Annotated in this window: 23 protein-coding genes; 11 read left to right on the top strand and 12 right to left on the bottom strand. The window is 63.2% G+C overall.

The genetic code is table 11. From position 1 onward, the window contains the following. The first annotated feature begins 37 nt into the window (after positions 1–37). The 5 genes from BI347_RS14485 (at position 38) to BI347_RS23295 (ending at position 3,555) form a co-directional block, all read left to right on the top strand. Complete coding sequence (locus tag BI347_RS14485; RefSeq protein WP_071112422.1) at positions 38–421, top strand: outer membrane protein assembly factor BamE; 384 nt, start codon at positions 38–40, stop codon at positions 419–421. Next, complete coding sequence (gene dapB / locus BI347_RS14480) at positions 418–1,224, top strand: 4-hydroxy-tetrahydrodipicolinate reductase (RefSeq protein ID WP_193431047.1); 807 nt, start codon at positions 418–420, stop codon at positions 1,222–1,224. Before BI347_RS14485 ends, dapB begins: the two co-directional genes overlap by 4 nt. 36 nt (positions 1,225–1,260) lie before the next feature. Next, positions 1,261–2,226 carry a FecCD family ABC transporter permease gene (locus BI347_RS14475; RefSeq protein WP_071112423.1) on the top strand — a complete coding sequence of 322 codons (966 nt, stop codon included), beginning with the start codon at positions 1,261–1,263 and terminating at the stop codon, positions 2,224–2,226. Further along, on the top strand, positions 2,219–3,019 hold the full coding sequence (locus BI347_RS14470; protein WP_071116166.1) for an ATP-binding cassette domain-containing protein: 801 nt from the start codon (positions 2,219–2,221) through the stop codon (positions 3,017–3,019). The genes BI347_RS14475 and BI347_RS14470 overlap by 8 nt, the downstream gene beginning before the upstream one ends. Positions 3,020–3,087: 68 nt before the next feature. Then, positions 3,088–3,555: a hypothetical protein gene (locus BI347_RS23295; RefSeq protein WP_071112425.1), complete on the top strand. Its 468-nt coding sequence runs from the start codon at positions 3,088–3,090 to the stop codon at positions 3,553–3,555. Positions 3,556–3,655: 100 nt separating this feature from the next. On the opposite strand, the gene BI347_RS14460 is transcribed toward BI347_RS23295, so the two are convergent. The 6 genes from BI347_RS14460 to BI347_RS14435 form a co-directional block, all read right to left on the bottom strand. Further along, complete coding sequence (locus BI347_RS14460) at positions 3,656–5,170, bottom strand: SpoVR family protein (protein WP_071112426.1); 1,515 nt, start codon at positions 5,168–5,170, stop codon at positions 3,656–3,658. 26 nt (positions 5,171–5,196) lie between these two features. Then, positions 5,197–6,477, bottom strand: coding sequence for a YeaH/YhbH family protein (locus tag BI347_RS14455; RefSeq protein WP_071112427.1), 1,281 nt, complete (start codon positions 6,475–6,477; stop codon positions 5,197–5,199). Positions 6,478–6,627: 150 nt separating this feature from the next. Continuing rightward, a complete protein-coding gene (locus BI347_RS14450) occupies positions 6,628–8,556 on the bottom strand; it encodes a PrkA family serine protein kinase (protein ID WP_071112428.1) in 1,929 nt (642 codons plus the stop codon). A 309-nt stretch (positions 8,557–8,865) separates the two neighbouring features. Then, complete coding sequence (locus tag BI347_RS14445; protein WP_239690892.1) at positions 8,866–9,183, bottom strand: PilZ domain-containing protein; 318 nt, start codon at positions 9,181–9,183, stop codon at positions 8,866–8,868. Continuing rightward, entirely contained in the window at positions 9,170–9,706 is a 537-nt protein-coding gene (locus tag BI347_RS14440) for an NUDIX domain-containing protein (protein WP_239690891.1), read from the bottom strand. The genes BI347_RS14445 and BI347_RS14440 overlap by 14 nt, the downstream gene beginning before the upstream one ends. A 7-nt stretch (positions 9,707–9,713) precedes the next feature. Next, positions 9,714–10,271 carry a DUF2062 domain-containing protein gene (locus BI347_RS14435; RefSeq protein WP_071112430.1) on the bottom strand — a complete coding sequence of 186 codons (558 nt, stop codon included), beginning with the start codon at positions 10,269–10,271 and terminating at the stop codon, positions 9,714–9,716. Positions 10,272–10,456: 185 nt separating this feature from the next. Between BI347_RS14435 and BI347_RS14430 the strand changes: the two genes are divergently transcribed. From BI347_RS14430 to BI347_RS14420, 3 genes are all read left to right on the top strand, one after another. Then, positions 10,457–12,241: an acyl-CoA dehydrogenase C-terminal domain-containing protein gene (locus BI347_RS14430; protein ID WP_071112431.1), complete on the top strand. Its 1,785-nt coding sequence runs from the start codon at positions 10,457–10,459 to the stop codon at positions 12,239–12,241. Between the two features lie 196 nt (positions 12,242–12,437). Next, positions 12,438–13,064 carry a DUF5610 domain-containing protein gene (locus tag BI347_RS14425; protein ID WP_071116164.1) on the top strand — a complete coding sequence of 209 codons (627 nt, stop codon included), beginning with the start codon at positions 12,438–12,440 and terminating at the stop codon, positions 13,062–13,064. 25 nt (positions 13,065–13,089) lie between these two features. Next, complete coding sequence (locus tag BI347_RS14420) at positions 13,090–13,617, top strand: DUF5610 domain-containing protein (RefSeq protein ID WP_071112433.1); 528 nt, start codon at positions 13,090–13,092, stop codon at positions 13,615–13,617. A 70-nt stretch (positions 13,618–13,687) separates the two neighbouring features. On the opposite strand, the gene BI347_RS24830 is transcribed toward BI347_RS14420, so the two are convergent. From BI347_RS24830 to BI347_RS14405, 4 genes are all read right to left on the bottom strand, one after another. Further along, positions 13,688–14,032, bottom strand: coding sequence for a dehydroquinate synthase/iron-containing alcohol dehydrogenase family protein (locus BI347_RS24830; protein ID WP_275638044.1), 345 nt, complete (start codon positions 14,030–14,032; stop codon positions 13,688–13,690). After that, on the bottom strand, positions 14,026–14,841 hold the full coding sequence (locus BI347_RS14415; RefSeq protein ID WP_275638042.1) for an iron-containing alcohol dehydrogenase: 816 nt from the start codon (positions 14,839–14,841) through the stop codon (positions 14,026–14,028). Before BI347_RS14415 ends, BI347_RS24830 begins: the two co-directional genes overlap by 7 nt. Before the next feature lie 192 nt (positions 14,842–15,033). Continuing rightward, positions 15,034–15,711: a YecA/YgfB family protein gene (locus tag BI347_RS14410; protein WP_071112434.1), complete on the bottom strand. Its 678-nt coding sequence runs from the start codon at positions 15,709–15,711 to the stop codon at positions 15,034–15,036. Positions 15,712–15,801: 90 nt separating this feature from the next. Then, positions 15,802–17,490 carry an AMP-binding protein gene (locus BI347_RS14405; protein ID WP_071112435.1) on the bottom strand — a complete coding sequence of 563 codons (1,689 nt, stop codon included), beginning with the start codon at positions 17,488–17,490 and terminating at the stop codon, positions 15,802–15,804. Between the two features lie 115 nt (positions 17,491–17,605). Here BI347_RS14405 and BI347_RS14400 point away from each other — a divergent pair, with 115 nt between their 5' ends. Together BI347_RS14400 and BI347_RS14395 are read left to right on the top strand one after the other, a co-directional pair. Next, positions 17,606–17,998, top strand: a complete 393-nt coding sequence (locus BI347_RS14400) for a MerR family transcriptional regulator (RefSeq protein WP_071112436.1) — start codon at positions 17,606–17,608, stop codon at positions 17,996–17,998. Between the two features lie 72 nt (positions 17,999–18,070). Then, positions 18,071–18,592, top strand: a complete 522-nt coding sequence (locus BI347_RS14395; RefSeq protein ID WP_071116163.1) for a GNAT family N-acetyltransferase — start codon at positions 18,071–18,073, stop codon at positions 18,590–18,592. An 88-nt stretch (positions 18,593–18,680) separates the two neighbouring features. On the opposite strand, the gene BI347_RS14390 is transcribed toward BI347_RS14395, so the two are convergent. Next, on the bottom strand, positions 18,681–19,568 hold the full coding sequence (locus tag BI347_RS14390) for an EamA family transporter (RefSeq protein ID WP_071112437.1): 888 nt from the start codon (positions 19,566–19,568) through the stop codon (positions 18,681–18,683). Positions 19,569–19,684: 116 nt separating this feature from the next. Between BI347_RS14390 and BI347_RS14385 the strand changes: the two genes are divergently transcribed. Next, the gene (locus BI347_RS14385) at positions 19,685–20,197 is read left to right on the top strand and encodes a MarR family winged helix-turn-helix transcriptional regulator (RefSeq protein WP_071112438.1); all 513 of its coding nucleotides are present in this window, start codon (positions 19,685–19,687) and stop codon (positions 20,195–20,197) included. Between the two features lie 108 nt (positions 20,198–20,305). Here BI347_RS14385 and BI347_RS14380 read toward each other — a convergent pair whose 3' ends face one another. Then, the gene (locus tag BI347_RS14380) at positions 20,306–21,751 is read right to left on the bottom strand and encodes a M4 family metallopeptidase (protein WP_071116162.1); all 1,446 of its coding nucleotides are present in this window, start codon (positions 21,749–21,751) and stop codon (positions 20,306–20,308) included. Positions 21,752–21,973 lie beyond the last annotated feature (222 nt).

Genomic DNA, 21,973 nt, shown 5'->3' with positions numbered 1-21,973 from the left:
TTACAGCCTCATAAACATTTGAGTCAATCGGAGTATCATGCGCGCCCTGATTTTCGCCGCCGTCATCGCCGTCTCCGGCTGCAGTTCGATGAACCCGCTCGACTGGACCCACAAGGTGGAAATCCAGCAGGGCAACTACGTGACCCAGGACGCTGTCGCCAAGCTGAAGCCGGGCATGACACGCTCGCAAGTGCGCTTCCTGCTGGGCACCCCGCTGCTGACCGACGCTTTCCACGCCGACCGCTGGGACTACAAGTATAGCGACATCAAGCAAGGCAAGCTGGACAGTTCCAGCGACAAGCTGCTTACCGTCTACTTCAAAGGCGATGTGCTCGAGCGAGTCGAAGGCGCCGCCCAGCCCGCTCCGCCGGCCAAACAGCTGGATGCCTCCATGCCGGCGCAGGAAGCGAAGAAGCCATGAGCGTGCAGAACATCGTGATCGTCGGCGCGTCCGGCCGCATGGGCCGGGTGCTGATCGAATCGGTGCTGAGCACGCCCGGCACCCGCCTGCACGCGGCGATAGAGCGTTCCGACTCCGGCTTCATCGGCCAGGACGCCGGCCTGTTCTGCGGCCGGCAGAGCGGCGTCAGCATCAGCTCCGACTTCATCGCCGCGCTGGCCGGCGCAGATGTGGTGATAGATTTCACCCGCCCGGAAGGCACGCTGGAACACATGATCGCCTGCGTTGAGCACAAAGTGCAGATGATCGTCGGCACCACCGGCTTCGACGACGTCGGCAAGGCCGCCATCCGCGCCGCCGCCGACAAGATCGCCATTGTGTTCGCATCCAACTTCAGCATAGGCGTCAACCTCACCTTCAAGTTGCTGGACATGGCCGCCCGCGTGTTGAACGAAGGCTACGACATCGAAATCACCGAGGCCCACCACCGCTTCAAGGTGGACGCGCCGTCCGGCACCGCCTTGCGCATGGGCGAGGTGATCGCCGACGCGCTGGGCCGCGACCTCAAGCAATGCGCGGTCTACGGCCGCGAAGGCGTCACCGGCGAGCGCGATCCCAAGGCCATCGGCTTCGCCACCGTCCGCGGCGGCGACATCGTTGGCGATCACACCGCGCTGTTCGCCGCGCTGGGCGAGCGGGTGGAGATCAGCCACAAGGCCTCCAGCCGCGCCACCTTCGCCAATGGCGCGGTACGCGCCGCCCGCTGGCTGTCCGACAAGCCGCACGGCCTGTTCGACATGCAGGACGTGCTTGGCCTGCGCTGATCCAACGGAGGGGGCCGCTCCCCTCCCTCTTCCCCCATGCGCACGCTCACGCTGACCTTCACCCTGCTGGTCCTCTTCGCGCTAACTTGCATCGCGTCCCTGCTACATCACAGCAATCTGCTGCTTGCCAGTTTATGGCGGCTGCAACCGCAGCCGGCGCTGGAATGGCAATTGCTGGTGGAGTTGCGCCTGCCGCGGCTGCTGGCGTCGGCCAGCGCAGGCGCCCTGCTGGCCAGCGCCGGCGCCGCCATGCAGGCGCGCTTTCGCAATCCGCTGGCCGAGCCCGGCCTGATAGGGATCAACAGCGGCGCGGCACTGGCTTCCGCCCTGGCGCTAAGCCTGGGCGCCGGTCTGTACGGCGTCGCCGCCGCGGCCTTTGGCGGCGGCATTGCGGCCTTGCTGCTAGTGCGGCTGCTGGGTGCCGACCAGGACGGCAACCGCTTGATCCTGAGCGGGCTGGCGGTCAGCACCTTGCTGGGGAGCCTGCTGACCCTGCTGATCACCATGCTGCCCGACGGATCGCTGCGCGTCGTCACTTTCTGGCTGATGGGCAGCTTCGCCGGCGTGGAGTGGCCGCTGGCCTTGCTATTGCTGCTGGCCGCCCCGCCGATCTGGCTGGCGCTGTTCCGGCAGTGGCGCTTCCTCAACGCATTGCAGCTCGGCGAAAGCGCCGCCTTTCATCTGGGGTTCGCAGTCCGCCGGCAGGAATGGCAGGTGGTGATGCTGGCGGCGCTGGCCACCGGCCTGGTCGTTTCCGGTTGCGGCATGATAGGTTTCATCGGCCTGATGGCGCCACACCTGGCCCGCCAGTTGCTGGGCAGCGACTCGCGCCGGCTGCTGATCGCCGGCCCCCTGCTGGGCGCCTGGCTAGCCGTCGCCTCGGACTGGCTGGCGCGCGGCCTGCTCGCCCCGGCGGAACTGCCGGTGGGAGTCATCACCAGCCTGCTGGGCGCGCCCTTCTTCCTGTGGCTGCTACGCCGACAGGAGCCGCGCCATGCTTGAAGCAGACCACCTGACGCTGGACCGCAACGGCAGGCGTCTGCTCACCGACATCAGCCTGGCCTTGCAGCCCGGCGAATTGCTGATCGCGCTGGGTCCCAACGGCGCGGGCAAAAGCAGCCTGCTCAAGCTGCTGTCCGGCTTGTGGCAGCCCGATTCTGGAGAAATCCACCTTGCCGGCCAGGCGCTCCGCGCCATGCCGGCCGCCGGACTGGCCAGTTGGCGCGCGGTGGTCGAGCAGCATCCGGTCACACCCGCGGGCTGGGTCGGCGAAGAGCTGGTCGCCGCCGGCGCCTACCGCTATGCCGGCGCGCATGCCAGCCAGATCCGCCAGGCCATCGGCCAGGCGCTGGAATTAACCGGCGGCCAGCCGCTGGCGCGCCGCCCCCTGGCCGAGCTGTCCGGCGGCGAAAGGCAGCGGCTGCAACTGGCGCGCGCGTTATGCCAGTTGCTGCTGTCGCCGCAGCCCGAACGCTACCTGCTGCTGGACGAACCCACCGCCGCGCTGGATTTCGCGGTAGCCGACGAACTGATGTCCCAGGTGCGGCGACTGTGCCATCGCCTGGGCATCGGCGGCCTGGCCGTGGTGCACGACCTCAACCTGGCTCTGCGACACGCCGACAAGGTGCTGCTGCTCGACAACGGGCGGGCGGCGGGCTACGGCGGCAATCAAGAGATGATGCAGCTCGAGCGGCTGGAGGCGGTATACGGCGTCCGGCTGGCCGAGCTGACCCATCCCGACCAGCCCTGGCGGGCCTTCATCCCCCTGCCCGGCCCACTGCCGCCGCCGGGCTGATCCATATTGCGTTCCGGCGGCAAACCTGCCATCCTGACCGTCTCGCATTTGCGACTGGAAGATTGAATATGCCGCTGCTTGCCGCTTTGCAATCGCTTCCCAATCAGTTTTGTGGCGAAGGCATCAACCACGAAGACCAAACCTTCACCGGCTGCCTGCACTGGCAGGCGCTGCCAGGCCAAAGAGCCCTGCTGCTGCATTACAGCGCCAGCGGCATCCATGGCGAAATCCTGCATCGCGAAACCACCTTGCTGGGCTATCTGCCCGACGGCACCATGTGCCTGTGGCCGGTAATGGAGGAGTTGCCCTTTATCCTGCCCCACCCGGCCGTGCGCCTGGCGGAGGGCGGCCACGGCACCCTGGAAGTGGTATTCGCCAGCGCGCCGCGCAGCCTGAGCGAGCAATTCCGCCAAGAAATCACCATCCGGCTGGAAGCCAACGGCCAAATGCTCTACACCCATGCTTGGGGCCTGCCGAACTGCAACTTTGAAGACCGCTCGCGCTGCACCATGTCGCCGGTGGCCGGCACCGCCTGAAATCTCGCCTTCATCTGCGGGAAACCGTCACGGTTGGGAAACAAATAAAAAATCGGGCAGCCAAGCGCTACCCGATTTATATGCCCCGCCGCTGCGGCGATCAAACCTGCGCGGGGTCTCGCGCCGCCTGCACCTCATACAATTGCTTGACCTCGCCGCTGCCGTCCACGCTCTCCAGGCGCACATCGAAGCCCCACAGCCTGCAGACATGCTTGAGCACTTCCTGCGCGCTCTGCTCCTCCAGCGGACGGCGGTTATGCATGGTGTGGCGCAGCGTCAGGCTGCGGTCGCCGCGCACATTGACCGACCACACCTGGATATTGGGCTCGCGCGAACCCAGATTGTACTGCTCGGCCAGCTTGCTGCGGATATCGCGGTAGCCTTCTTCGTCGTGGATGCTGGATATCTCCAGCTTGTCGTCCTTGTCGTCGTCGCGGATGGCGAAGAAGCGGAAATCGCGGATCAGCTTGGGCGACAGATACTGCGAGATGAAGCTTTCATCCTTGAAGTTGCGCATCGCGAACTCCAGCGATTCCCGCCAATCGCTGCCGGCCAAGTCGGGGAACCAGGCGCGGTCCTCGTCGGTGGGCTGCTCGCAGATGCGCTTGATGTCCCGATACATCGAGAAGCCCAGCGCGTAGGGATTGATGCCGGTATACCAGCGCGCCGTCACCGGCGGCTGCGTCACCACATTGGTGTGGCTTTGCAGGAATTCCAGCATCGCGCCGTCCGTCACCATGCCCTTGTCGTACAGGCGATTGAGAATGGTGTAATGCCAGAAGGTGGCCCAGCCCTCGTTCATCACCTGGGTCTGCCGCTGCGGATAAAAATACTGCGCCACCTTGCGCACGATGCGCACCACCTCGCGCTGCCACGGCTCCAGCAATGGCGCCGATTTCTCGATGAAGTACAACAGGTTTTCCTGCGGCTCCAACGGAAAACGCGGCGCGGCCTTGCCGCTGTCATCCTTGTCGCGCTTAGGGATGGTGCGCCACAAATCGTTGACCTGCATCTGCAGATACTGTTCGCGCTCCTCCTGCTTGGCCTGCTCCTTGGCCAGCGACAGCTTCTGCGGCCGCTTGTAGCGGTCGACGCCGTAATTCATCAGCGCATGGCAGGAATCCAGCAGCTCCTCCACCTCATCTATGCCGTAGCGCTCCTCGCACTTGCTGATATAGCTCTTGGCAAACACCAGGTAGTCGATGATGGCCGCGGCGTCGGTCCAGGAGCGGAACAGGTAGTTGCCCTTGAAGAAGCTATTGTGGCCATAGGCGGCGTGGGCGATCACCAACGCCTGCATCGTCATCGAGTTTTCCTCCATCAGATAGGCGATGCAGGGGTTGGAGTTGATGACGATCTCGTAGGCCAAGCCCATCTGGCCGCGCTTGTAGCTTTTCTCGGTGGAGACGAAATGCTTGCCGTAGCTCCAATGATGATAATTCACCGGCATGCCCACCGCGGCATAGGCATCCATCATCTGCTCGGCGGTGATCACCTCCAGCTGGTTGGGATAGACATCCAGCTTGAACTCGTCCACCGCGATGGTGCGGATCTGCCTGTCGTATTCGCCGATCAGATCGAAGGTCCATTCAGACCCGGTGGAAATCGGCGTCATGGCGCTTGCCCCTTTGCTCGCCCGTTTCATGCGCTGACCCTCCCATTGACCGGCTGGCGCTTGAACAGCTCCCGGAATACCGGGTAAATGTCCGACGCCGAGCGGATTTTCTGCATCGCGAACTGCGGGCATTGCGCTTTGACCTTAAGGTACTCGTACCACAGGTTCTGCGGCTCGCCTTCGGTGATCTCGATGTAGGCGAAGTACTGACAGTACGGCAGCAGGTTTTCCTCCAGGATGTGGCCGCAGTTGGCCGAATCACTGTCCCAGTTGTCGCCGTCCGACGCCTGGGCGGCATAGATGTTCCATTCGCTGCTGGCATAACGCTTGTGGATGATGTCGCTCATCAAGTTCAGCGCCGACGACACCACCGTGCCGCCGCTCTCGCGCGAATGGAAGAAGTCCTGCTCGTTGACCTCCACCGCGCTAGTATGATGGCGGATGAACACCACTTCGATCTTCTCGTAGTTTCGCTGCAGAAACATGTACAGCAGGATGAAGAAACGCTTGGCCATGTCCTTCTTCTGCTCGTCCATCGAGCCGGACACGTCCATGATGCAGAACATCACCGCCTGGCTGGTCGGCTTGGGTTGCTTGACCCGGTTGTTGTAGCGCAGATCGAAAGGGTCGATGAAGGGAATGCTGGCCAGGCGCTCGCGCATCTGGTGGATGCGCTGGCGCTTCTCGCGCACATCCAGCGCGTTGTCGTCGTCCAGCTCGATCAACGTGTCCAGTTCTTCCTCGGCGTCGTCCAGGCTGGACAGCGTCGGCGCCGCCATCGCCACCCGCCGCGCCAGCGCGCCGCGTAGCGAACGGACGATATTGATGTTGGCTGGCGTGCCGTCGTTGGTGTAGCCGGCGCGCACGGTTTTCAGTTCTTCAATTCCCACCAGCTGGGTCTTGATCAGATTGGGCAAGGCCAGATCGTCGAAGAACACGTTCATGAACTCTTCCCGCGACAGCTGGAACACGAAATCGTCTTCGCCCTCGCCATCCTGGCTGGCCTTGCTGCCACCGCCGCCGGCCCCGCCCTGCGGCCGCGGCACGCGGTCTCCCTTGATGAATTCCTCATTGCCGGGATGGATGTTTTCCCACACCCCGCCCTTGCCGTGATGGAAATTGGGTTCGGAAATGTCCTTTACCGGAATCGAGACCTTTTCCCCGCTTTCGATATCGGTAATGCTCCGCCCCTTGATCGCCTTGGAGACGGCTTCCTTGATTTGCGCCTTGAAACGGCGAAGAAAGCGTTCACGATTGACCGCCGACTTGTTCTTGCCGTTGAGGCGTCTGTCTATGATGTGGGACATAGCCACCTCTCTAGCGCGCAATCGCAGGCAGCCGGTTCGGTCGGAACCCGCTGCCCAAGACCGCGCGCGGTTGTGTCTCCTTGCCACCCAGCCGGAATCGCTGGGCACTCCCGCCTCCCCCGCCCTCCGGGCCGGGGAGGCTACGGCGGCTTATGACGATTTGCGCACCCGCAGATACCATTCGCACAACAGACGCACCTGCTTGGCGGTATAGCCCTTCTCCACCATCCGGTTGACGAAGTCCTCGTGCTTCTTGGCGTCCTCCGCGCTGGCCTTGGCGTTGAAGGAGATGACCGGCAACAACTCCTCGGTGTTGGAGAACATCTTCTTCTCTATCACCGTGCGCAGCTTCTCGTAACTGGTCCAGGTCGGATTCTTGCCGCCGTTGTTGGCCCGCGCCCGCAACACGAAGTTGACAATCTCGTTGCGGAAATCCTTTGGATTGGAAATTCCGGCGGGTTTCTCGATCTTTTCCAGTTCCGCATTCAGCGAAGTGCGGTCGAATATCTCGCCGGTATCCTGGTCGCGGTACTCCTGATCCTGAATCCAGTAATCAGCGAAGGTCACGTAGCGGTCGAATATGTTCTGGCCATATTCGGAATAACTTTCCAGATACGCGGTCTGGATTTCCTTGCCGATGAATTCGACGTATTTCGGCGCCAGATACTCCTTGAGGAAGGTCAGATATTTCTGCTCGGTTTCCGCTGGGAACTGCTCGCGCTCCACCTGCTGTTCGATCACGTACAGCAGATGCACCGGATTGGCCGCCACCTCGCTGTGATCGAAGTTGAACACCTTGGACAGGATCTTGTAGGCGAAGCGGGTGGAGAGGCCGCTCATGCCCTCGTCCACGCCGGCATAGTCGCGGTACTCCTGCAGCGACTTGGCCTTGGGGTCGGTGTCCTTCAGGTTTTCGCCGTCGTACACCTGCATCTTGCTGTACAGGCTGGAGTTCTCCGGCTCCTTCAGCCGCGACAGCACGGCGAACTGGCCCATCATCTTCAACGTGCCCGGCGCGCACGGCGCCTTGCCCAGCGAGGAGTTGCGGATCAGCTTGTCGTAGATCTTGATTTCCTCGTTGACGCGCAGGCAGTACGGCACCTTGACGATGTAGATGCGGTCGAGGAAGGCTTCGTTGTTCTTGTTGTTGCGGAACTGCTTCCACTCGCTCTCGTTGGAGTGCGCCAGGATGATGCCCTCGAACGGAATCGCGCCGAAGCCCTCGGTGCCCTTGAAGTTGCCTTCCTGGGTGGCCGTCAGCAGCGGGTGCAGCACCTTGATCGGCGCCTTGAACATTTCGACGAATTCCAGCAGGCCCTGATTGGCCAGGCACAGGCCGCCGGAGTAGCTGTAGGCGTCGGGATCGTCCTGCGCGTATTTTTCCAGCTTGCGGATATCCACCTTGCCCACCAACGAGCTGATGTCCTGGTTGTTCTCGTCGCCTGGCTCGGTCTTGGCCACCGCGATCTGCTTCAGCACAGACGGGTAGCGCTTGACCACGCGGAACTGGCCGATGTCGCCGTTGAACTCGTGCAGCCGCTTCACTGCCCACGGGCTGGGGATGCCCTTCAGGTAGCGGCGCGGAATATGGTACTGCTCTTCCAGGATGAGGCCGTCTTCATCGTAATTGAACAGCGACAGCGGAGACTCGTTGACCGGGCTGCCTTTCAGGCAATAGAACGGCACCAGCTCCATCAGCTCTTTCAGCTTTTCGGCGATGGAGGACTTGCCGCCGCCGACAGGTCCCAGCAGGTAGAGAATCTGCTTCTTCTCCTCCAGCCCCTGGGCGGCATGGCGGAAGTAGGCGACTACCTGCTCGATGACTTCCTCGGTGCCGTAGAAGTCGCGGAAAGCGGGATAGACCTTGATGACCTTGTTGGAGAAGATGCGCGACAAGCGGGAATCGTGGCGGGTGTCCACCAGCTCCGGCTCGCCGATGGCGGCCAGCATGCGCTCTGCGGCAGTGGCGTAGGCACCGGAGTCGTGCTTGCACAGTTCCAGATACTCCTGGATCGTGTACTCTTCCTCGCGGGTTTTGTCGTAGCGCACTGCGTAGTGACTGAAGATATCCGGGTGCATGACTCTCTCCTGGCTGGTAGCAGGGGCTTGGGCGCGATGCACATCGCATTAGGCCGTTCCCCTTGCTGAATTAGAGTACTGACTTTGTCTCCGGTTCTTTTTTTGGGTATAGCATAGCAGCACGAAATGACCGGACAAAAGCCGGCAAAAACCGGAATCCACCAGTACTGCTTGCGTTGCGTCGGAAAAGTTGTTGAATCAATAGGGATTTTTAAATACAGAATTTTGTAACAATTGATGAAGCTTAGTAAATTCTTGTAATGTCGGTAGGAATAATTGGATATAAAAATCTGAGATTACAATAACTTGTCAGCTTTTTCTGAGCAGAATGCGGACGCCGATTTCGTATATGTGCCCACGCTGCACTTCATTGCAGCGCTTGACCTCCACCTCGGCCTCGAAAGGCTTTCCCGGCACCCCTCCGACGCCGGGAACCAGCACGATCACGTTTAGCTTCTCGCCATATTGCGGCACAAAGGCGGAGCGCAGGGCCATGCCGTCCACCGATAGGTCCACGCACTCGCCGTAATAGGTCTGGCCGCTCAACAGCGACTTGATGCGAGCCTTGCACCCCATGCTGACGCGCCGGCCACGCCGGCGGTCGTAATACGCGTCAAATCGGGACACCCCGCATCCTCCCGCTCAAATAAGCCGCCAGCCAATGCAGGCCGACTATCGATTTGCTGTCGCAGATCCCGCCGGTCAGCGCCATGTCCATTGCCGTATCCAGCGGCAAGGTCAGCACTTCCAGAAACTCGCCCTCGTCCAGTCGCCTTTCGCTAAGAATAAGGTCTTGCGCCAGGTAATAACTGATTTTTTCATTGGAATAGCCGATGCAGGGGTGGGCGGTGCCCAAATAAGTCCAGTTGGCGGCGCGATAACCGGTTTCCTCCAGCAGCTCCCGCCTCGCGGTCGCCTCCGGCGGCTCGCCGGAATCGATCTTGCCGGCCGGAATCTCGATGAACTCGCGACCGGCCGGGTAGCGGTACTGGCGCTCGAGCACCAGCTCGCGCTGCGGGGTCAGCGCCAGTATCGCCACCGCGCCGGGATGGACGATGTATTCCCGTTGCGCCTCCTTGCCGTCCGGCAGGGCCACCTGGTCCTTGTGCACGTTGAGGAAGCTGCCCTGATACACCAGCTCCGACGTCAATTTTTTTTCAAGCAGATCCACATTTCGCCTTTCGATTGTTCCAAGCGCTGACAACCGCCCAACGCCACAACACCCGCGTAGCCAGATAGCCCGCCGCGCCCAGAGTCAGGCCGAGAGCCGGCATGCCCACCAGCAGCGGCCAGCCCATATCCGCCAGCCAGCGCGCGGTTCCCAGCAGCCAAGCGGTCAATCCCAGCCCCGCCAGGCTGGGAGGCGCCGCCAGCGCTGCGGCGGCGGCATCGCCCAGCAACCATTTGCCATAACAGTAGGCTAGATAATAAAGCGGCAACACCGTCAATGGATTGCTGTACAGAGAAACCACCATCGCCGCCGGCAGATTGACCCGCAGCAGCAGCGCCAGCGCCAGCGCGGTGGCCTTCTGGGTGAAACCGGGCATCACGCCGGAATACAGGCCGACGGCCACCCCCATCGCCACCTTGCGGCGATTGAACGACCAGTAGGCGGGCCGATCCAGATATGGCGCCAGGCGGCGCATGCCCGGCCTGGCGAACCACTGGTGGCGCCGTTCGGCGAATTGCCGCATTTTTCGCTTGAGCCAGGTCATTCCATTTTCATACCGCAACGTTGCCGTAAAGCCACACCTTCGGCGCCGCCACAACGCAATTTGTTGTCAAAAGGCCGAGAATAATTTAAACAAACGTTTGAATTAACCCGCCCCAGGTCAGGGGTCATCATAAAACGTATCGCCCTGGCACGCACCAGGCCGCACCAACCCACCGGAGAAACCGAATGCCTGTCTACAAAGCACCGCTGCGCGACTTCGACTTTGTTCTCAACGAGTTGATCAAGGTACAGGACGTCATCCCCGCCCTGCCCGGCTACGAAGAGGCCACGCAAGACATCTTCAGTTCCTATCTGGAGGCGGCGGCCCAGTTTTGCGAGTCCGAGCTCGCGCCGCTCAACCGACACGCGGACGAGGAAGGCTGCCAGTACGACAGCGCCACCAAATCGGTCACCACGCCGGCCGGCTTCAAGGAAGCCTACCGGCAATACTGCGAGCTCGGCTTCCCGGCGCTGGACTGCGACCCGGCCTACGGCGGCCAGGGCATGCCCAAGAGCCTGGCCTTCCCGGTGATGGAGATGCAGTGTTCGGCCAATGTCGCCTGGTCGATGTACCCCGGCCTGTCCCACGGCGCATACTCCGCCATCCACGCCCACGGCACGGAAGAACAGAAAGCGGCTTACCTGCCCAAGCTGGTGGACGGCAGCTGGACCGGCACCATGTGTCTGACCGAGCCGCACTGCGGCACCGACCTGGGTCTGCTCAAGTCCAAGGCCGAGCCCAACGGCGACGGCAGCTACCACATCACCGGCACCAAGATCTTCATCTCGGCCGGCGAGCACGACCTGTCCGACAACATCATCCACCTAGTGCTGGCGCGCCTGCCGGACGCGCCCAAGGACGTAAAGGGCATCTCGTTGTTCATTGTGCCCAAGTTCCATCAGGACGGCAGCCGCAACGCCGTGTCCTGCGGCAGCCTGGAACACAAAATGGGCATCAAGGCCAACGCCACCGCGGTGATCAACCTGGATGGCGCCAAAGGCTGGCTGATAGGCGAACCCAACAAAGGCCTGTCCTGCATGTTCACCATGATGAACGCCGCCCGCCTCGGCTGCGGCATGCAGGGCCTGGGCATAGGCGAAGCTTCGTTCCAGGGCGCGCTGGCCTACGCCCGCGAGCGCCTGCAGATGCGCGCGCTGGCCGGCGCCAAATTCCCGGACAAGGCGGCCGACCCCATCATCGTCCATCCCGACGTGCGCCGCATGCTGCTGACGCAAAAGGCCTATACCGAGGCCGGCCGTGCGCTGACCGCCCTGCTGGCGCTGCAACTGGACATTGAAGACAAGCATCCGCAGGCTTCCGCCCGCGCAGACGCCGCCGATCTGGTGGCCCTGCTCACCCCGGTGGCCAAGGCCTTCATGACCGACAACGGCTACACCGCCGCCAATATGGGCATGCAGGTGTTCGGCGGCCATGGCTACATCCGCGAATGGGGCATGGAGCAGCTGGTGCGCGACTGCCGTATCTCGCAGATCTACGAAGGCACCAACGGCATCCAGGCGATGGACCTGCTGGGCCGCAAGGTGCTGCTGGACCAGGGCGCCAAGCTGCGCAAGTTCACCAAGCTGATCCATACGTTCTGCCAGGCCCGCGAAGGCGACGACAAGCTGGCGGAATTCGTCGCGCCGCTGTCCAAGTTGCTGAAGGAAGTCGGCGAAATCACAATGGGCGTGGGCATGGCCAGCATGCAGAACCGCGACGAAGCCGGCGCCGCCGCCAGCGACTACCTGCGCCTGATCGGCCACCTGGCCTACGCCTGGCTGTGGGCGCGGATGGCCGAGGTGTCGTTCGCCAAGCTCGGCCAGGGCGATGACGCCTTCTACAACGCCAAGATCTGCACCGCCCGCTTCTATTACGCCAAGCTGCTGCCGGAAGCGGAGGCGCTGAAAGCCAGCATCAAGTCCGGCGCCAAGCCGCTGATGACGCTGGAAGACGAACACTTCGCCTTCTAAGCCGCACGGCTGCGCCGCAGGCCGCCTTTCCGCCCGGAAAGGCGGCCTGTGTCTTTTTCTTGCGCAAAACTACCTAAGTTTCGTCGTCCAGCCCCAAGTTTTCCGCGCCGCGGCCGAAATCATGATCATACTTACGTTGTCTTCTCAACCCGCCACAGCGCACCAGACAGCAACGGCGCGCCGACAGGAGTCCGTGATGTCGATATCATCCTTGAACACGTCCCAGACCGGCCAGAGCAGCAGCGCTAACCAGACCAGCGGCTACAGCCCGCAGGACGCGCGCAACCAACTCAACTCGGTGCTGGTGGAATCCTTGAGCGTGTCCATCAGCAGCGGCAAGCAATCGCAGACCCTGCTGTTCCAAGCCTCCATCACCAATATCAACCAGATTCTCAACGCCGACGCCGCCAAGCAGAACGGACAGCAAAACAGCGGCTCGCTCCAGATCAGCAGCACCCAAGTGAGCATCTCGGTACAGCAAAGCGGCCAGAGCGACGACGACAACTCGCCGCAAGCCACCTCCAAGCGCATCCTGGACGGCGCCACCAGCCTGTTCGCCCTGTACAAGCAGCAGCATCCGGAATTGAGTTCCGATCAGCAGGCGCAAAACTTCGTCGGCCTGATCCGCCAGGGCTTCGAGCAAGGCTATCAGGAGGCCACCGGCGTGCTCAAGAGCCTCAATGTCTTCAACGGCGACGTGGCCAGCGGCATCCAGCAGACCCACGATCTGGTGGAACAAGGCCTGGACGCCTTCCTGCAGCAGAACCAGTCCGCCAGCACGCAGTCGTCGCAATCCGCCGCCAGCGACAGCGCCGGCGGCTGAATGGTAAGCGAGGGGAAAACGGGCAATGGCAATTAATGACGAAATCATCGTCGCGCCGATAGGCGGCGTCCATCCGCGCGCGGGAGGGACTGGCGGCGCGCGCGGCGTGCATGCCCTTGCCCATTTCCAGGGCCATGGCGGCGGCGGCCAGCAGATGGACGACAGCGCCGACATCAGCCTGAGCCATGGCAGGCAGGCGGCGGCGCTGCTTTACAGCGCCACGATGGACCAGATCGCCCAGTTGGCCGGCCTGGATGTGGACCCCGCGCAGCTGCAGGCGGGCGCCATCCCCGACGGTAGCCACAGCCGGCACCTGCTCCTGGGCATCGTCGCCTTGTTTGAGCACTACCGCGGCAGCCACCCCCAGCTAGCGGCGCAGGACGCGCAAAAAATCTTCATCCCGATGGCGCAGGCCGGACTGGAACGCGGCTACCAGGAAACCTGCCAAGTGCTGCGCCAGCTGAATGCCTGCCCGCCGGCTACGGCAGGCCATCTGCAAGCCCTGTGCCAGCTGACGGGCCAGCTGCTGCGCGAACGTTTCGGCCTGGACTGAGCCGCCGCGGACGAAATCTGCCCATAGACGGCGCCGCCAAGCCCCGCCTCCCGGCGCCTCGGCAGAACAATCAGCGGCAGAACGCCCGCACGATGCGGCCGATGCGCGCCTCATCCAGAATGCCCCGCTCCCCCAGCTGCAATTGGCCAGCCCGCCGCATCAGCGCCAGCACGCTCTCCGCCGCCGCCGCGTCCGACACTCCCGCTTCGCTCAGACGCACCGGCATGCCCAGCCCGCGGTACATCCCCACTATCCGCTCTATCACCTCTTCCGCCGCCAGCTCTGGCGCGTCGAACACCCGCGCGCCCACCTGCCGCAACTTGGCGGCCTTGTCCAAACAGGACTCGCGCAACAACGACGGCTGCACGATGGACAGGGTACGGCCATGGTCGATGCCGTACAGCGCGGTCAACACCCGCCGATGCCATGGCTGGCCCAGTCCTGCGGCACGCCCAGGCCGATGGAGCCTGACAGCGCCTGATTGGCCGCCCACATCATGTTCTGGCGCCAGTCCGGCGTATGGCGCTCATCGAAACGGCAGGCCAGCTGGTATAGCGCGCGCAGCACGGCCTCGGCGCAGCCATCCTGCACCAATGCGCCCACCGGATAGGTCAAATATTGTTCGCAGGCATGGACAAAGGCGTCCACCACACCGTTGGCCAGTTGCCGGTCCGGCAAGGTTGCCAGCGTATCCGGGTCGAGAATGGCGAAGCTCGGGCGCAACAGCGGCGAACGGAAAGACAGCTTTTCCTGGCTGGACAAGCGGGAAATCACCGAGGTGCCGTTGCCCTCGGAGCCGGTGGCCGCCAGCGTCAACACCGCTCCCAGCGGCAGCGCCGCCGTCACCGGCGTCCTGCCGGATACCAGGTCCCAACTGTCGCCGTCGTACAGCGCCGCCGCGGCCAGGTATTTGGCGGCGTCAATGACCGAGCCGCCGCCCACCGCCAGGATGAAATCGCGCTGCTGTTCGCGGATCTGCGCCACCGCGCCGGCCAGCGCCTCCTGCGAAGGGTTGGGCGCCACGCCGCCGAACTCGGCCCAGTCAAGCCCTTGCAAGGCTTGCCGCAACTGGTCATAGATGCCATTGCGCTTGATCGATCCGCCGCCATACAGCAGCAGGATGCGGGCCTCGCGCGGCAGCAGCGAGGAAAGCTGGGCCAGCTTGCCGGCACCGAAGCGTAAGCGAGTGGGATTGTGATAATCGAAGACGAGAGCGGGATTCATGATTTTTTCCTGTTTCAGCCAGGCAGCTGCGCCAAAGCCGGCATGCCATCCAGCCAAAATGTCATGACAAAAACATCTTCACGGCAAAAAATCCGCTCCCATCCGAAAACTGGCGCATCGGCGGCCACGGATGCGGCGGCAAATGAAAAAAGGCGGACCCCAGTCCGCCTTTCACGCCATCAGGCTTGCCGCTCAGTTGCTGCCGCAGCAGGCCTTGTACTTCTTGCCGCTGCCGCACGGGCACGCGTCGTTGCGGCCCACCTTGTCGCCTTCGCGACGCACGGTGGAGGGAGCCTGTCCCTTGGCGCGCCAGTAGGCGAACACCGCGTGCAGGGAATCGGTCAGCTCTTCCTTGTAGCCTTCCACTTCCTCGTCGGTGAAGGTCAGCAGGTCTTCGCCGTCCTCCTCTTCGAAAGCGCCGCCCAGCACCAGCATCGGCATCATCAGGCTTTCAAAGCCTTCATCCTCTTCCGCCACTTCGAACCAGTCGGTATCGACCAGGTCCAGCGCGTACAGGTAGGCGTTTGTCCACGGCCAGTAGTCGGGCTCGCCCTCTTCCTCGCTGTCCTCTTCCGCGTACAGGATCATGTCCAGCTCTTCGCCGGCGGCCAGAACGTCGCGGGTGGTGTCGAACAGCTTCTGCAGCAGGGACTTCAGTTCGGCTTCATCAGCCTGATTGGCGAAAGCCGGCGCGTCGCCCAACACTTCCGGCAGCCAGAAATCAGTATCGACCTCGTCCGGCCCGCTGACCAACGCGGCAAAGAAACCTTGCACTTCGTCCGGGCGCATGGTGCTGCCGCTGGCGGACAACGGGGTCAACAGCGTTTCGAGACGGGCCAGGTCGGCATCGTTGAAAGCGGTAACGGTCATGATGTATTCCTCAAGGTGAATCAGGTCTGGGCGCATTGTAAGCCAAAAGCGCTGTTCTAGCCGGCATTTTGCTGCCCCGTTTGTCCGGAATCAGGCCGTTTGGACATCCGGCAGACCCAGCTTTTCCAGCATCTGCCGCCTCATCTGGTACTTCTGGATCTTGCCGGTGACAGTCATCGGAAATCCATCGACAAACTCGATGTAGCGCGGGATCTTGTAATGGGCGATCTCGCCCTGGCAAAAGGCGCGGATCTCCTCCGCCGTCGCCGTTTCGCCGTCGCGCAGCCGTATCCACACGCACAGTTCCTCGCCGTAACGCGCATCCGGCACGCCGACCGCCTGCACCTCCAGTATCTTGGGATGACGGTAGAGAAATTCTTCTATCTCGCGCGGGTAGATGTTCTCGCCGCCGCGTATCACCATGTCCTTCAGTCGTCCGACGATATTGACCGAACCATCCTCATGCATCTCGGCCAGATCGCCGCTGTGCATCCAGCCGTCGGCGTCTATCGCTTCGCGGCTGATCGCCTCGTCGTTCCAATAGCCCAGCATCACCGAATAGCCGCGCACGCACAGCTCGCCGCTTTGTCCGCGCGGCACGGCGCGGCCTTCGGCATCGACGATCTTCACTTCCACATGCGGATGGACGAAACCCACCGTGCCCACCTTTTGCGCCAAAGGCGTGTCGACGGCGCTTTGCAGGCTGACCGGGCTGGTTTCGGTCATGCCGTAGCAGATCGTCACTTCGGCCATGTGCAGCTGCGCCAGCACCCGCTTCATCACTTCCACCGGGCAAGGGCTGCCGGCCATGATGCCGGTGCGCAGGCTGGAGAGGTCGAATTCGGCGAAGCGCGGGTGCTCCAGCAGGGAAATGAACATGGTGGGCACGCCGTGCAAAGCGGTGCAACGCTCTTCCGCCACCGTTTCCAGCACCGCCAGCGCATCGAAGCCTTCAGCGGGCAACACCATCGCCGCGCCGTGGCACAGGCAGCACAGCGTGCCCATCACCATGCCGAAGCAATGGTAGAGCGGCACCGGAATGCACAGCCGGTCCTCCTCGCTCAGGCGCATCGCCGCGCCGACAAACCAGGCGTTGTTGAGGATGTTGCGGTGCGACAGCGTGGCACCTTTGGGCTGGCCGGTGGTGCCGGAGGTGAACTGGATGTTGACCGCCTCGTCGAACTGCAGGGTCTCGCCCAAGGCCTGCAAGGCCGCAAGCTCCCCGCTCTCCGGCTCGGCCAGCAGCGCGGAAAACGGCAGCATGCCTGGCAGCGCCTGCTGGCCGATGCGCACCACCCAGCGCAAATCCGGCGCCCGCGCGGCTTGCAGCCGGCCCGGCTGGCAATGGTCCAGCTCCGGCGCCAGCTGCCGCATCATTTCCACGTAGTCGCTGCTCTTGAAACTGGGCGACAACACCAGCGCGCGGCAAGCCGTCTTGTTCAGCGCGTATTCCAGCTCCGCGCGGCGGTAGGCCGGATTGATGTTGACCAGCACTAGGCCGGCTTTGGCGCTGGCGAACTGCATCAGCACCCATTCGGCGCGGTTCTGCGACCAGATGCCCACCCGCTCCCCCGGTTGCAGACCCAGCCGCAACAGGCCGCAGGCCAGGCTGTCCACCCGTTGCCGCAACTCGGCGTAGCTCCAGCGAATGCCCTGCTGGCGCGCGAGCAGGGCCGGCCGCTCGCCATGACGCGCGCAGGCCTGGTCGAAGAAACGTCCTATGGTCAACTCCAACAGCGGCGGACTGCCGGCTCCCTGGGCATAGCTGGCCTGCTGCATCTGCGGCTCCCTGTTTCGTGGCGAAAAACACAGGTTGACGATTACGTAAACGTAAATCAAGCTTTCATCAGCTGGCGTGGGAAAAACGCTACAATCGCCGCCTGAAGGAAAACATATGAACCAAGCCGAATTTTTCACCATCTCCGATCTGGCGCAAGAATTTGACGTCACGCTGCGCACCATTCGCTTCTACGAAGAGCAAGGGCTGATAGAACCTCAGCGCGACGGCCGCCAGCGCCTGTTCTCGCGCCGCGACCGCGCGCGCCTGAAGCTGATCTTGCGCGGCAAGCGCATCGGCCTGTCGCTGGCGGAAATCCGCGAAATCATCGACTTGTACCAGTTGGCCCACGATGAGGCCAGCCAGTCGCAGAAGCTGCTGGACCTGCTGCTGGCGCGCCGCCGCCAGCTGGAATCGCAGCGCCAAGACATCGACGCGGTGCTGGATGAAATCGGCACGCTGGAGCGCCATTGCCGCCAGGTCATCGCCAGCGGCGAAGCCACCGCCTGAATCGCGCCCGGCTATTGCAATGTCATTTGCCGTTGGGCAGAATGGCCGGCCGTTCCGCAAGACTATGCCGCCATGCCCAGCCCGTATACCGCGCCGCTCAGCCTGCGCCACCTCATCCCCGATGACGCCGCCGTTTTCTGGCGGCTGACCGACAGTGTGGCGCGCGAACGCCGCTATCTGGCGTATCCGGAATTCTCGCAAGCGCAATCCGCCGCCTATGTCAGCCGGCAGTTGGAACAGAACGCCCCGCACCTGCTGCTGTTGGATGGCGACCAGGTGGTCGGCTGGTGCGACATCCAGCCGCACGCCAGCCCGTTTTACCGCCATGGCGGCGTGCTGGGCATCGGCCTGTTGCCCAGCCACCGCGGCATGGGACTGGGCGGCTGGCTGCTGGAGAACACGCTGGAAGTCGCCAGGCAGCGCGGTTACCGCCGGGTGGAGCTGACCGTCCACGCCGACAACTTGCGCGCGCAGCGCCTGTATCAACGCCATGGCTTCAAACTGGAAGGACGCAAGCAGAACGCCATCTGCCTGGACGGCCATTTCCAGGACGTGCTGCAGATGGCGCGCTGGCTGGCGGACAACGCTTCCTGACCCGCCCGGCAACAGCACCGCCGGCTGGCCGGTTACGCCGCCCAGGCACCGGCAAGCGGCGGCAAAACTGCCGGCATCGGGCCCGGGTTCAGAACTGCCTGGCCGGCACGGCCGCCGCCATATTCCATTGCACCACAAGCACGCTGGCGAGCACCGTCACCAGGCCCAGCAGCGACAGCGGCGACAAGGCTTGTCCCAACAACAGCCAGCCCAGCAGCACCGCGGTCAGCGGGCTGAGCAGCCCCAGCGACGACACCGCCACCGGCGACAGCCGGGCAATGCCGCGGAACCACAGCAGATAGGCCAGCAGCGCGCCAAACAGCGACAGATAGCCGTAAGCGGCGATCTGGACAGCGCCCAATGCCGGCAACGGCGCATCCAGCCGCCAGGCCAAAGGCAGCAACATCAAGCCGCCCAACAACAACTGCCAGCCGGTCAGCGCTGTTATCGGCGCCGCCAGCCGCCAGCGGCGGGTAAGGAAGGTGCCGCAAGCCATGCAAACCGCGCCGCCCAGCGCCGCCAGCACGCCTAGCCCGTCCCAGGCCGAACCCGGCGACAGCAACAGCGCAGCCATGCCGGCGATCCCTGTCAGGCTGGCCGCCAGCGGCCAGCCTCCGGGACGGTTGCGATCCAGCCCCCAGGCCAAACCCATCACCAGCAATGGCTGGATGGCCCCCACCACCGCGGCCAGGCCGCCGGGCAGGCGGTAAGCGGCGACAAACAGCAGCGCCTGAAACGCGCCGATGTTCAACGCAGACAACCGCAACAACTTCCCCCAGTCGCCGCGCCGCGGTAGCCAGCGCCCGGCCAGAACCAGCAGCAGGCCGGCCGGCAGCACCCGCAGCAGCGCCGCGGTGAACGGCCGATCCGGCGGCAACAGCTGGGTGGTCACGATATAGGTGGAACCCCAGACCGCGGGGGCCAGCGCAGTCAGCGCCACATCGCGCCAATTGCTTGTCGATTTTGCGGAAGACATTATGGGCAGTCCTTTCCATCCCGAATATAATCGGCAGATACTTAGCTTGAATTCAAGATAACATTTATCTTGAATTCAAGGCAAATTTATCTTGAATTCAAGAAAAGGATAGCGCAATGGAAGAACCAGGAACCCCGGATGCGGTGGACACCATCCTGGCGCAATGGCGGCGCGAGCGGCCGGATCTGGACGCCAGCCCGATGGCGGTGATAGGCCGGATCAGCCGCTGCGCCGCGCTGCTGGGGCAAAGACTGGACAGCGTGTTCTGCCAATACGGGCTCAGCAGCTGGGAGTTCGACGTGCTGGCCACGCTGCGGCGCAGCGGCGCGCCCTACTGCCTGGCGCCGACCGAGCTGTTCTCGTCGCTGATGGTCACATCGGGCACCATGACCCACAGGCTGAAAGTATTGGAGGGAAAGGGCTGGATTGCGCGCGAGGCAAGCGCTCAGGACGCGCGCAGCACGCTGGTGCGCTTGAGCGCGGCCGGATTCGAATTGGTGGAGCGGGCGCTGGAAGCGCACGTCGCCAATGAACACGCGATCCTGGCGGCGCTGCCGCCCCGCAGCCTAGACGCGCTGGAAAAACGGCTGGCGGAACTATTGGCCAGCCTGGAGCAGGCCGCGCGCTGATCTCGGCCAGCCCAACGGCGAGGCGGGGCCATAGATGGACGAAGAACAACGGCGGCCGAATCTCTTCGACCGCCGCCTGGAACCCTCCGGTTCGCCTCGGCCCTTGACTCAGGCGGCGCAAGCCACCCCGACGCCGGCGAAAGACTGGACGACGTCGATCCGGCGGTAGCCGCGCGCCTCTGCCGCCCGCATCACACCGCAGGCGGCGTCATTGAACGTCGAAGTGCTGGTCCAGTACAGACGGTTGGCGTCGGCGAACACCTCGAACGCCTTGCGGGTGTTCCAGCCCGGACGGGTGGCGAGCAGATAGAACGCCTTGTTGTACACGCCGCTGGAATAGTGGACATCCATGCCGTCGCGATAGTCCTTGGCGTGGCTGATCGAACGGCCATCCCGGCTCGGGTCGGCGAAATAGCGCAGCGCGCCGCCCTTCTTGAAAATTTCCGCGCCGACCAGCCAGTCGTTCCGTCCCCTCAGGTAGTACTCCGCGGCTTCGCCGGCCATGTCGGAGAACGCCTCGTTGATGCCGCCCGACTGTCCCTTGTAGGCCAGACCGGAATTCTGCTCGGTGAACCCGTGGTGCACCTCGTGCACGATCACGTCCAGCACCGCCAGCGGGTAGAACCGGCGCGAGCCATCACCGACATACAACGCCTGGCCATCCCAGAATACCGCCTCGGATCCATGGCCATAATGCGCTTTGACATACAGTTTTTGCCGCAGGGGCGCGGAGCCGAACCAGTCCTTGTGCATTTTCACCACGGTATTGCCGAAGAAATGCGCATCGTTCAACGGCGAATAGCCGCCGTTGACTTCCCCATAGTCATTCGTGGGGCAGGCAAACTTGAACGGCACGCTGCCGCTGGTCCCGCCCGCCAGATTGACGGTCGCCACGTCGCCGCTATCCATTCGGCAATCGCTGGTGACGATCAGCGGGCCATAGTCCTTGCCATAGAAGTACTTTCCGGTGCCGGCGTTGCCGCCGGGCCCGCCCGCCTCCGCATGGGCCAGCCCCTCCCAGCGTTGCAGCACCTGCCCGTTATGCGCATCGATGATGAAATTGGGACGGCTGGGGCCCTTGCCGCTCTCCACCACAAAGGAAACCAGATACACCAGCTGCGCCACGTTGCTCTCGTTCAAGCGCACCGCCAGGTCGGCCTGCTCGTTGCGCGTAGGATAGCCATTCGCGGTCAAGGCCTTGGCCTGGGCCAGCGCGGCGTCGCGCTTCACAGTCGGCTGCGCCGAGGCCAGATCGGCCTGGATCCCGGCGATATAGTTGCCGCTCAATTTCGCCGGCTGGCCGGCACGCGTCTCCTCCACTACCGCTTCGCCCCATACCGGCACGCCCAGATAGTACTGCTGGTAACGGGTGACCACCTTGCCATCGGGAAACTGGACGCTGCGCAGCGCTTTGAGCCCGGCCTGCTGCACGCCCGGAAACGACGCGCCGGCCGGCGTCGCCAAGTCGATACGCTCGGCGGCCAAAGCAATGCCGCCCTCTCCCGCAACCATCCACCCAATCAGACCAGCCAACACTGCATGTCGAATTTTCATCACAGGCTCCGAAATATTTAAGCAGAAAGAATCCATCGCTACCCACCAAACAAATGGCACAGGATGATTGCATTTAATTGATAAATGGTAATTCATGCTTTTTATCAGTTGAATTTGCGCATCAATATTTCAATCAACATGCGCAAGGCGATTATCATGCGCTCCATGCCCTTCCTCATCCGGGCTCTCCCGCCAGGCTTTCGCATCCGGCGGATATCGGCG

It is taken from the genome of Chromobacterium sphagni, from assembly GCF_001855575.1.
GTDB classification, from domain to species: Bacteria; Pseudomonadota; Gammaproteobacteria; order Burkholderiales; family Chromobacteriaceae; genus Chromobacterium; species Chromobacterium sphagni.
Note: the sequence above shows the minus strand (reverse complement) of the source record. Positions and strands in the feature narration are given on the sequence as shown.

Excerpts from the sequence above, each read along its gene's own strand:
- BI347_RS14485 (WP_071112422.1), top strand. The coding sequence starts at position 38 with ATGCGCGCCCTGATTTTCGCCGCCGTCATCGCCGTCTCCGGCTGCAGT.
- dapB (WP_193431047.1), top strand. The coding sequence starts at position 418 with ATGAGCGTGCAGAACATCGTGATCGTCGGCGCGTCCGGCCGCATGGGC.
- BI347_RS14475 (WP_071112423.1), top strand. The coding sequence starts at position 1,261 with ATGCGCACGCTCACGCTGACCTTCACCCTGCTGGTCCTCTTCGCGCTA.
- BI347_RS14470 (WP_071116166.1), top strand. The coding sequence starts at position 2,219 with ATGCTTGAAGCAGACCACCTGACGCTGGACCGCAACGGCAGGCGTCTG.
- BI347_RS23295 (WP_071112425.1), top strand. The coding sequence starts at position 3,088 with ATGCCGCTGCTTGCCGCTTTGCAATCGCTTCCCAATCAGTTTTGTGGC.
- BI347_RS14460 (WP_071112426.1), bottom strand. The coding sequence starts at position 5,170 with ATGACGCCGATTTCCACCGGGTCTGAATGGACCTTCGATCTGATCGGC.
- BI347_RS14455 (WP_071112427.1), bottom strand. The coding sequence starts at position 6,477 with ATGTCCCACATCATAGACAGACGCCTCAACGGCAAGAACAAGTCGGCG.
- BI347_RS14450 (WP_071112428.1), bottom strand. The coding sequence starts at position 8,556 with ATGCACCCGGATATCTTCAGTCACTACGCAGTGCGCTACGACAAAACC.
- BI347_RS14435 (WP_071112430.1), bottom strand. The coding sequence starts at position 10,271 with ATGACCTGGCTCAAGCGAAAAATGCGGCAATTCGCCGAACGGCGCCAC.
- BI347_RS14430 (WP_071112431.1), top strand. The coding sequence starts at position 10,457 with ATGCCTGTCTACAAAGCACCGCTGCGCGACTTCGACTTTGTTCTCAAC.
- BI347_RS14425 (WP_071116164.1), top strand. The coding sequence starts at position 12,438 with ATGTCGATATCATCCTTGAACACGTCCCAGACCGGCCAGAGCAGCAGC.
- BI347_RS14420 (WP_071112433.1), top strand. The coding sequence starts at position 13,090 with ATGGCAATTAATGACGAAATCATCGTCGCGCCGATAGGCGGCGTCCAT.
- BI347_RS14415 (WP_275638042.1), bottom strand. The coding sequence starts at position 14,841 with ATGAATCCCGCTCTCGTCTTCGATTATCACAATCCCACTCGCTTACGC.
- BI347_RS14410 (WP_071112434.1), bottom strand. The coding sequence starts at position 15,711 with ATGACCGTTACCGCTTTCAACGATGCCGACCTGGCCCGTCTCGAAACG.
- BI347_RS14405 (WP_071112435.1), bottom strand. The coding sequence starts at position 17,490 with ATGCAGCAGGCCAGCTATGCCCAGGGAGCCGGCAGTCCGCCGCTGTTG.
- BI347_RS14400 (WP_071112436.1), top strand. The coding sequence starts at position 17,606 with ATGAACCAAGCCGAATTTTTCACCATCTCCGATCTGGCGCAAGAATTT.
- BI347_RS14395 (WP_071116163.1), top strand. The coding sequence starts at position 18,071 with ATGCCCAGCCCGTATACCGCGCCGCTCAGCCTGCGCCACCTCATCCCC.
- BI347_RS14390 (WP_071112437.1), bottom strand. The coding sequence starts at position 19,568 with ATGTCTTCCGCAAAATCGACAAGCAATTGGCGCGATGTGGCGCTGACT.
- BI347_RS14385 (WP_071112438.1), top strand. The coding sequence starts at position 19,685 with ATGGAAGAACCAGGAACCCCGGATGCGGTGGACACCATCCTGGCGCAA.
- BI347_RS14380 (WP_071116162.1), bottom strand. The coding sequence starts at position 21,751 with ATGAAAATTCGACATGCAGTGTTGGCTGGTCTGATTGGGTGGATGGTT.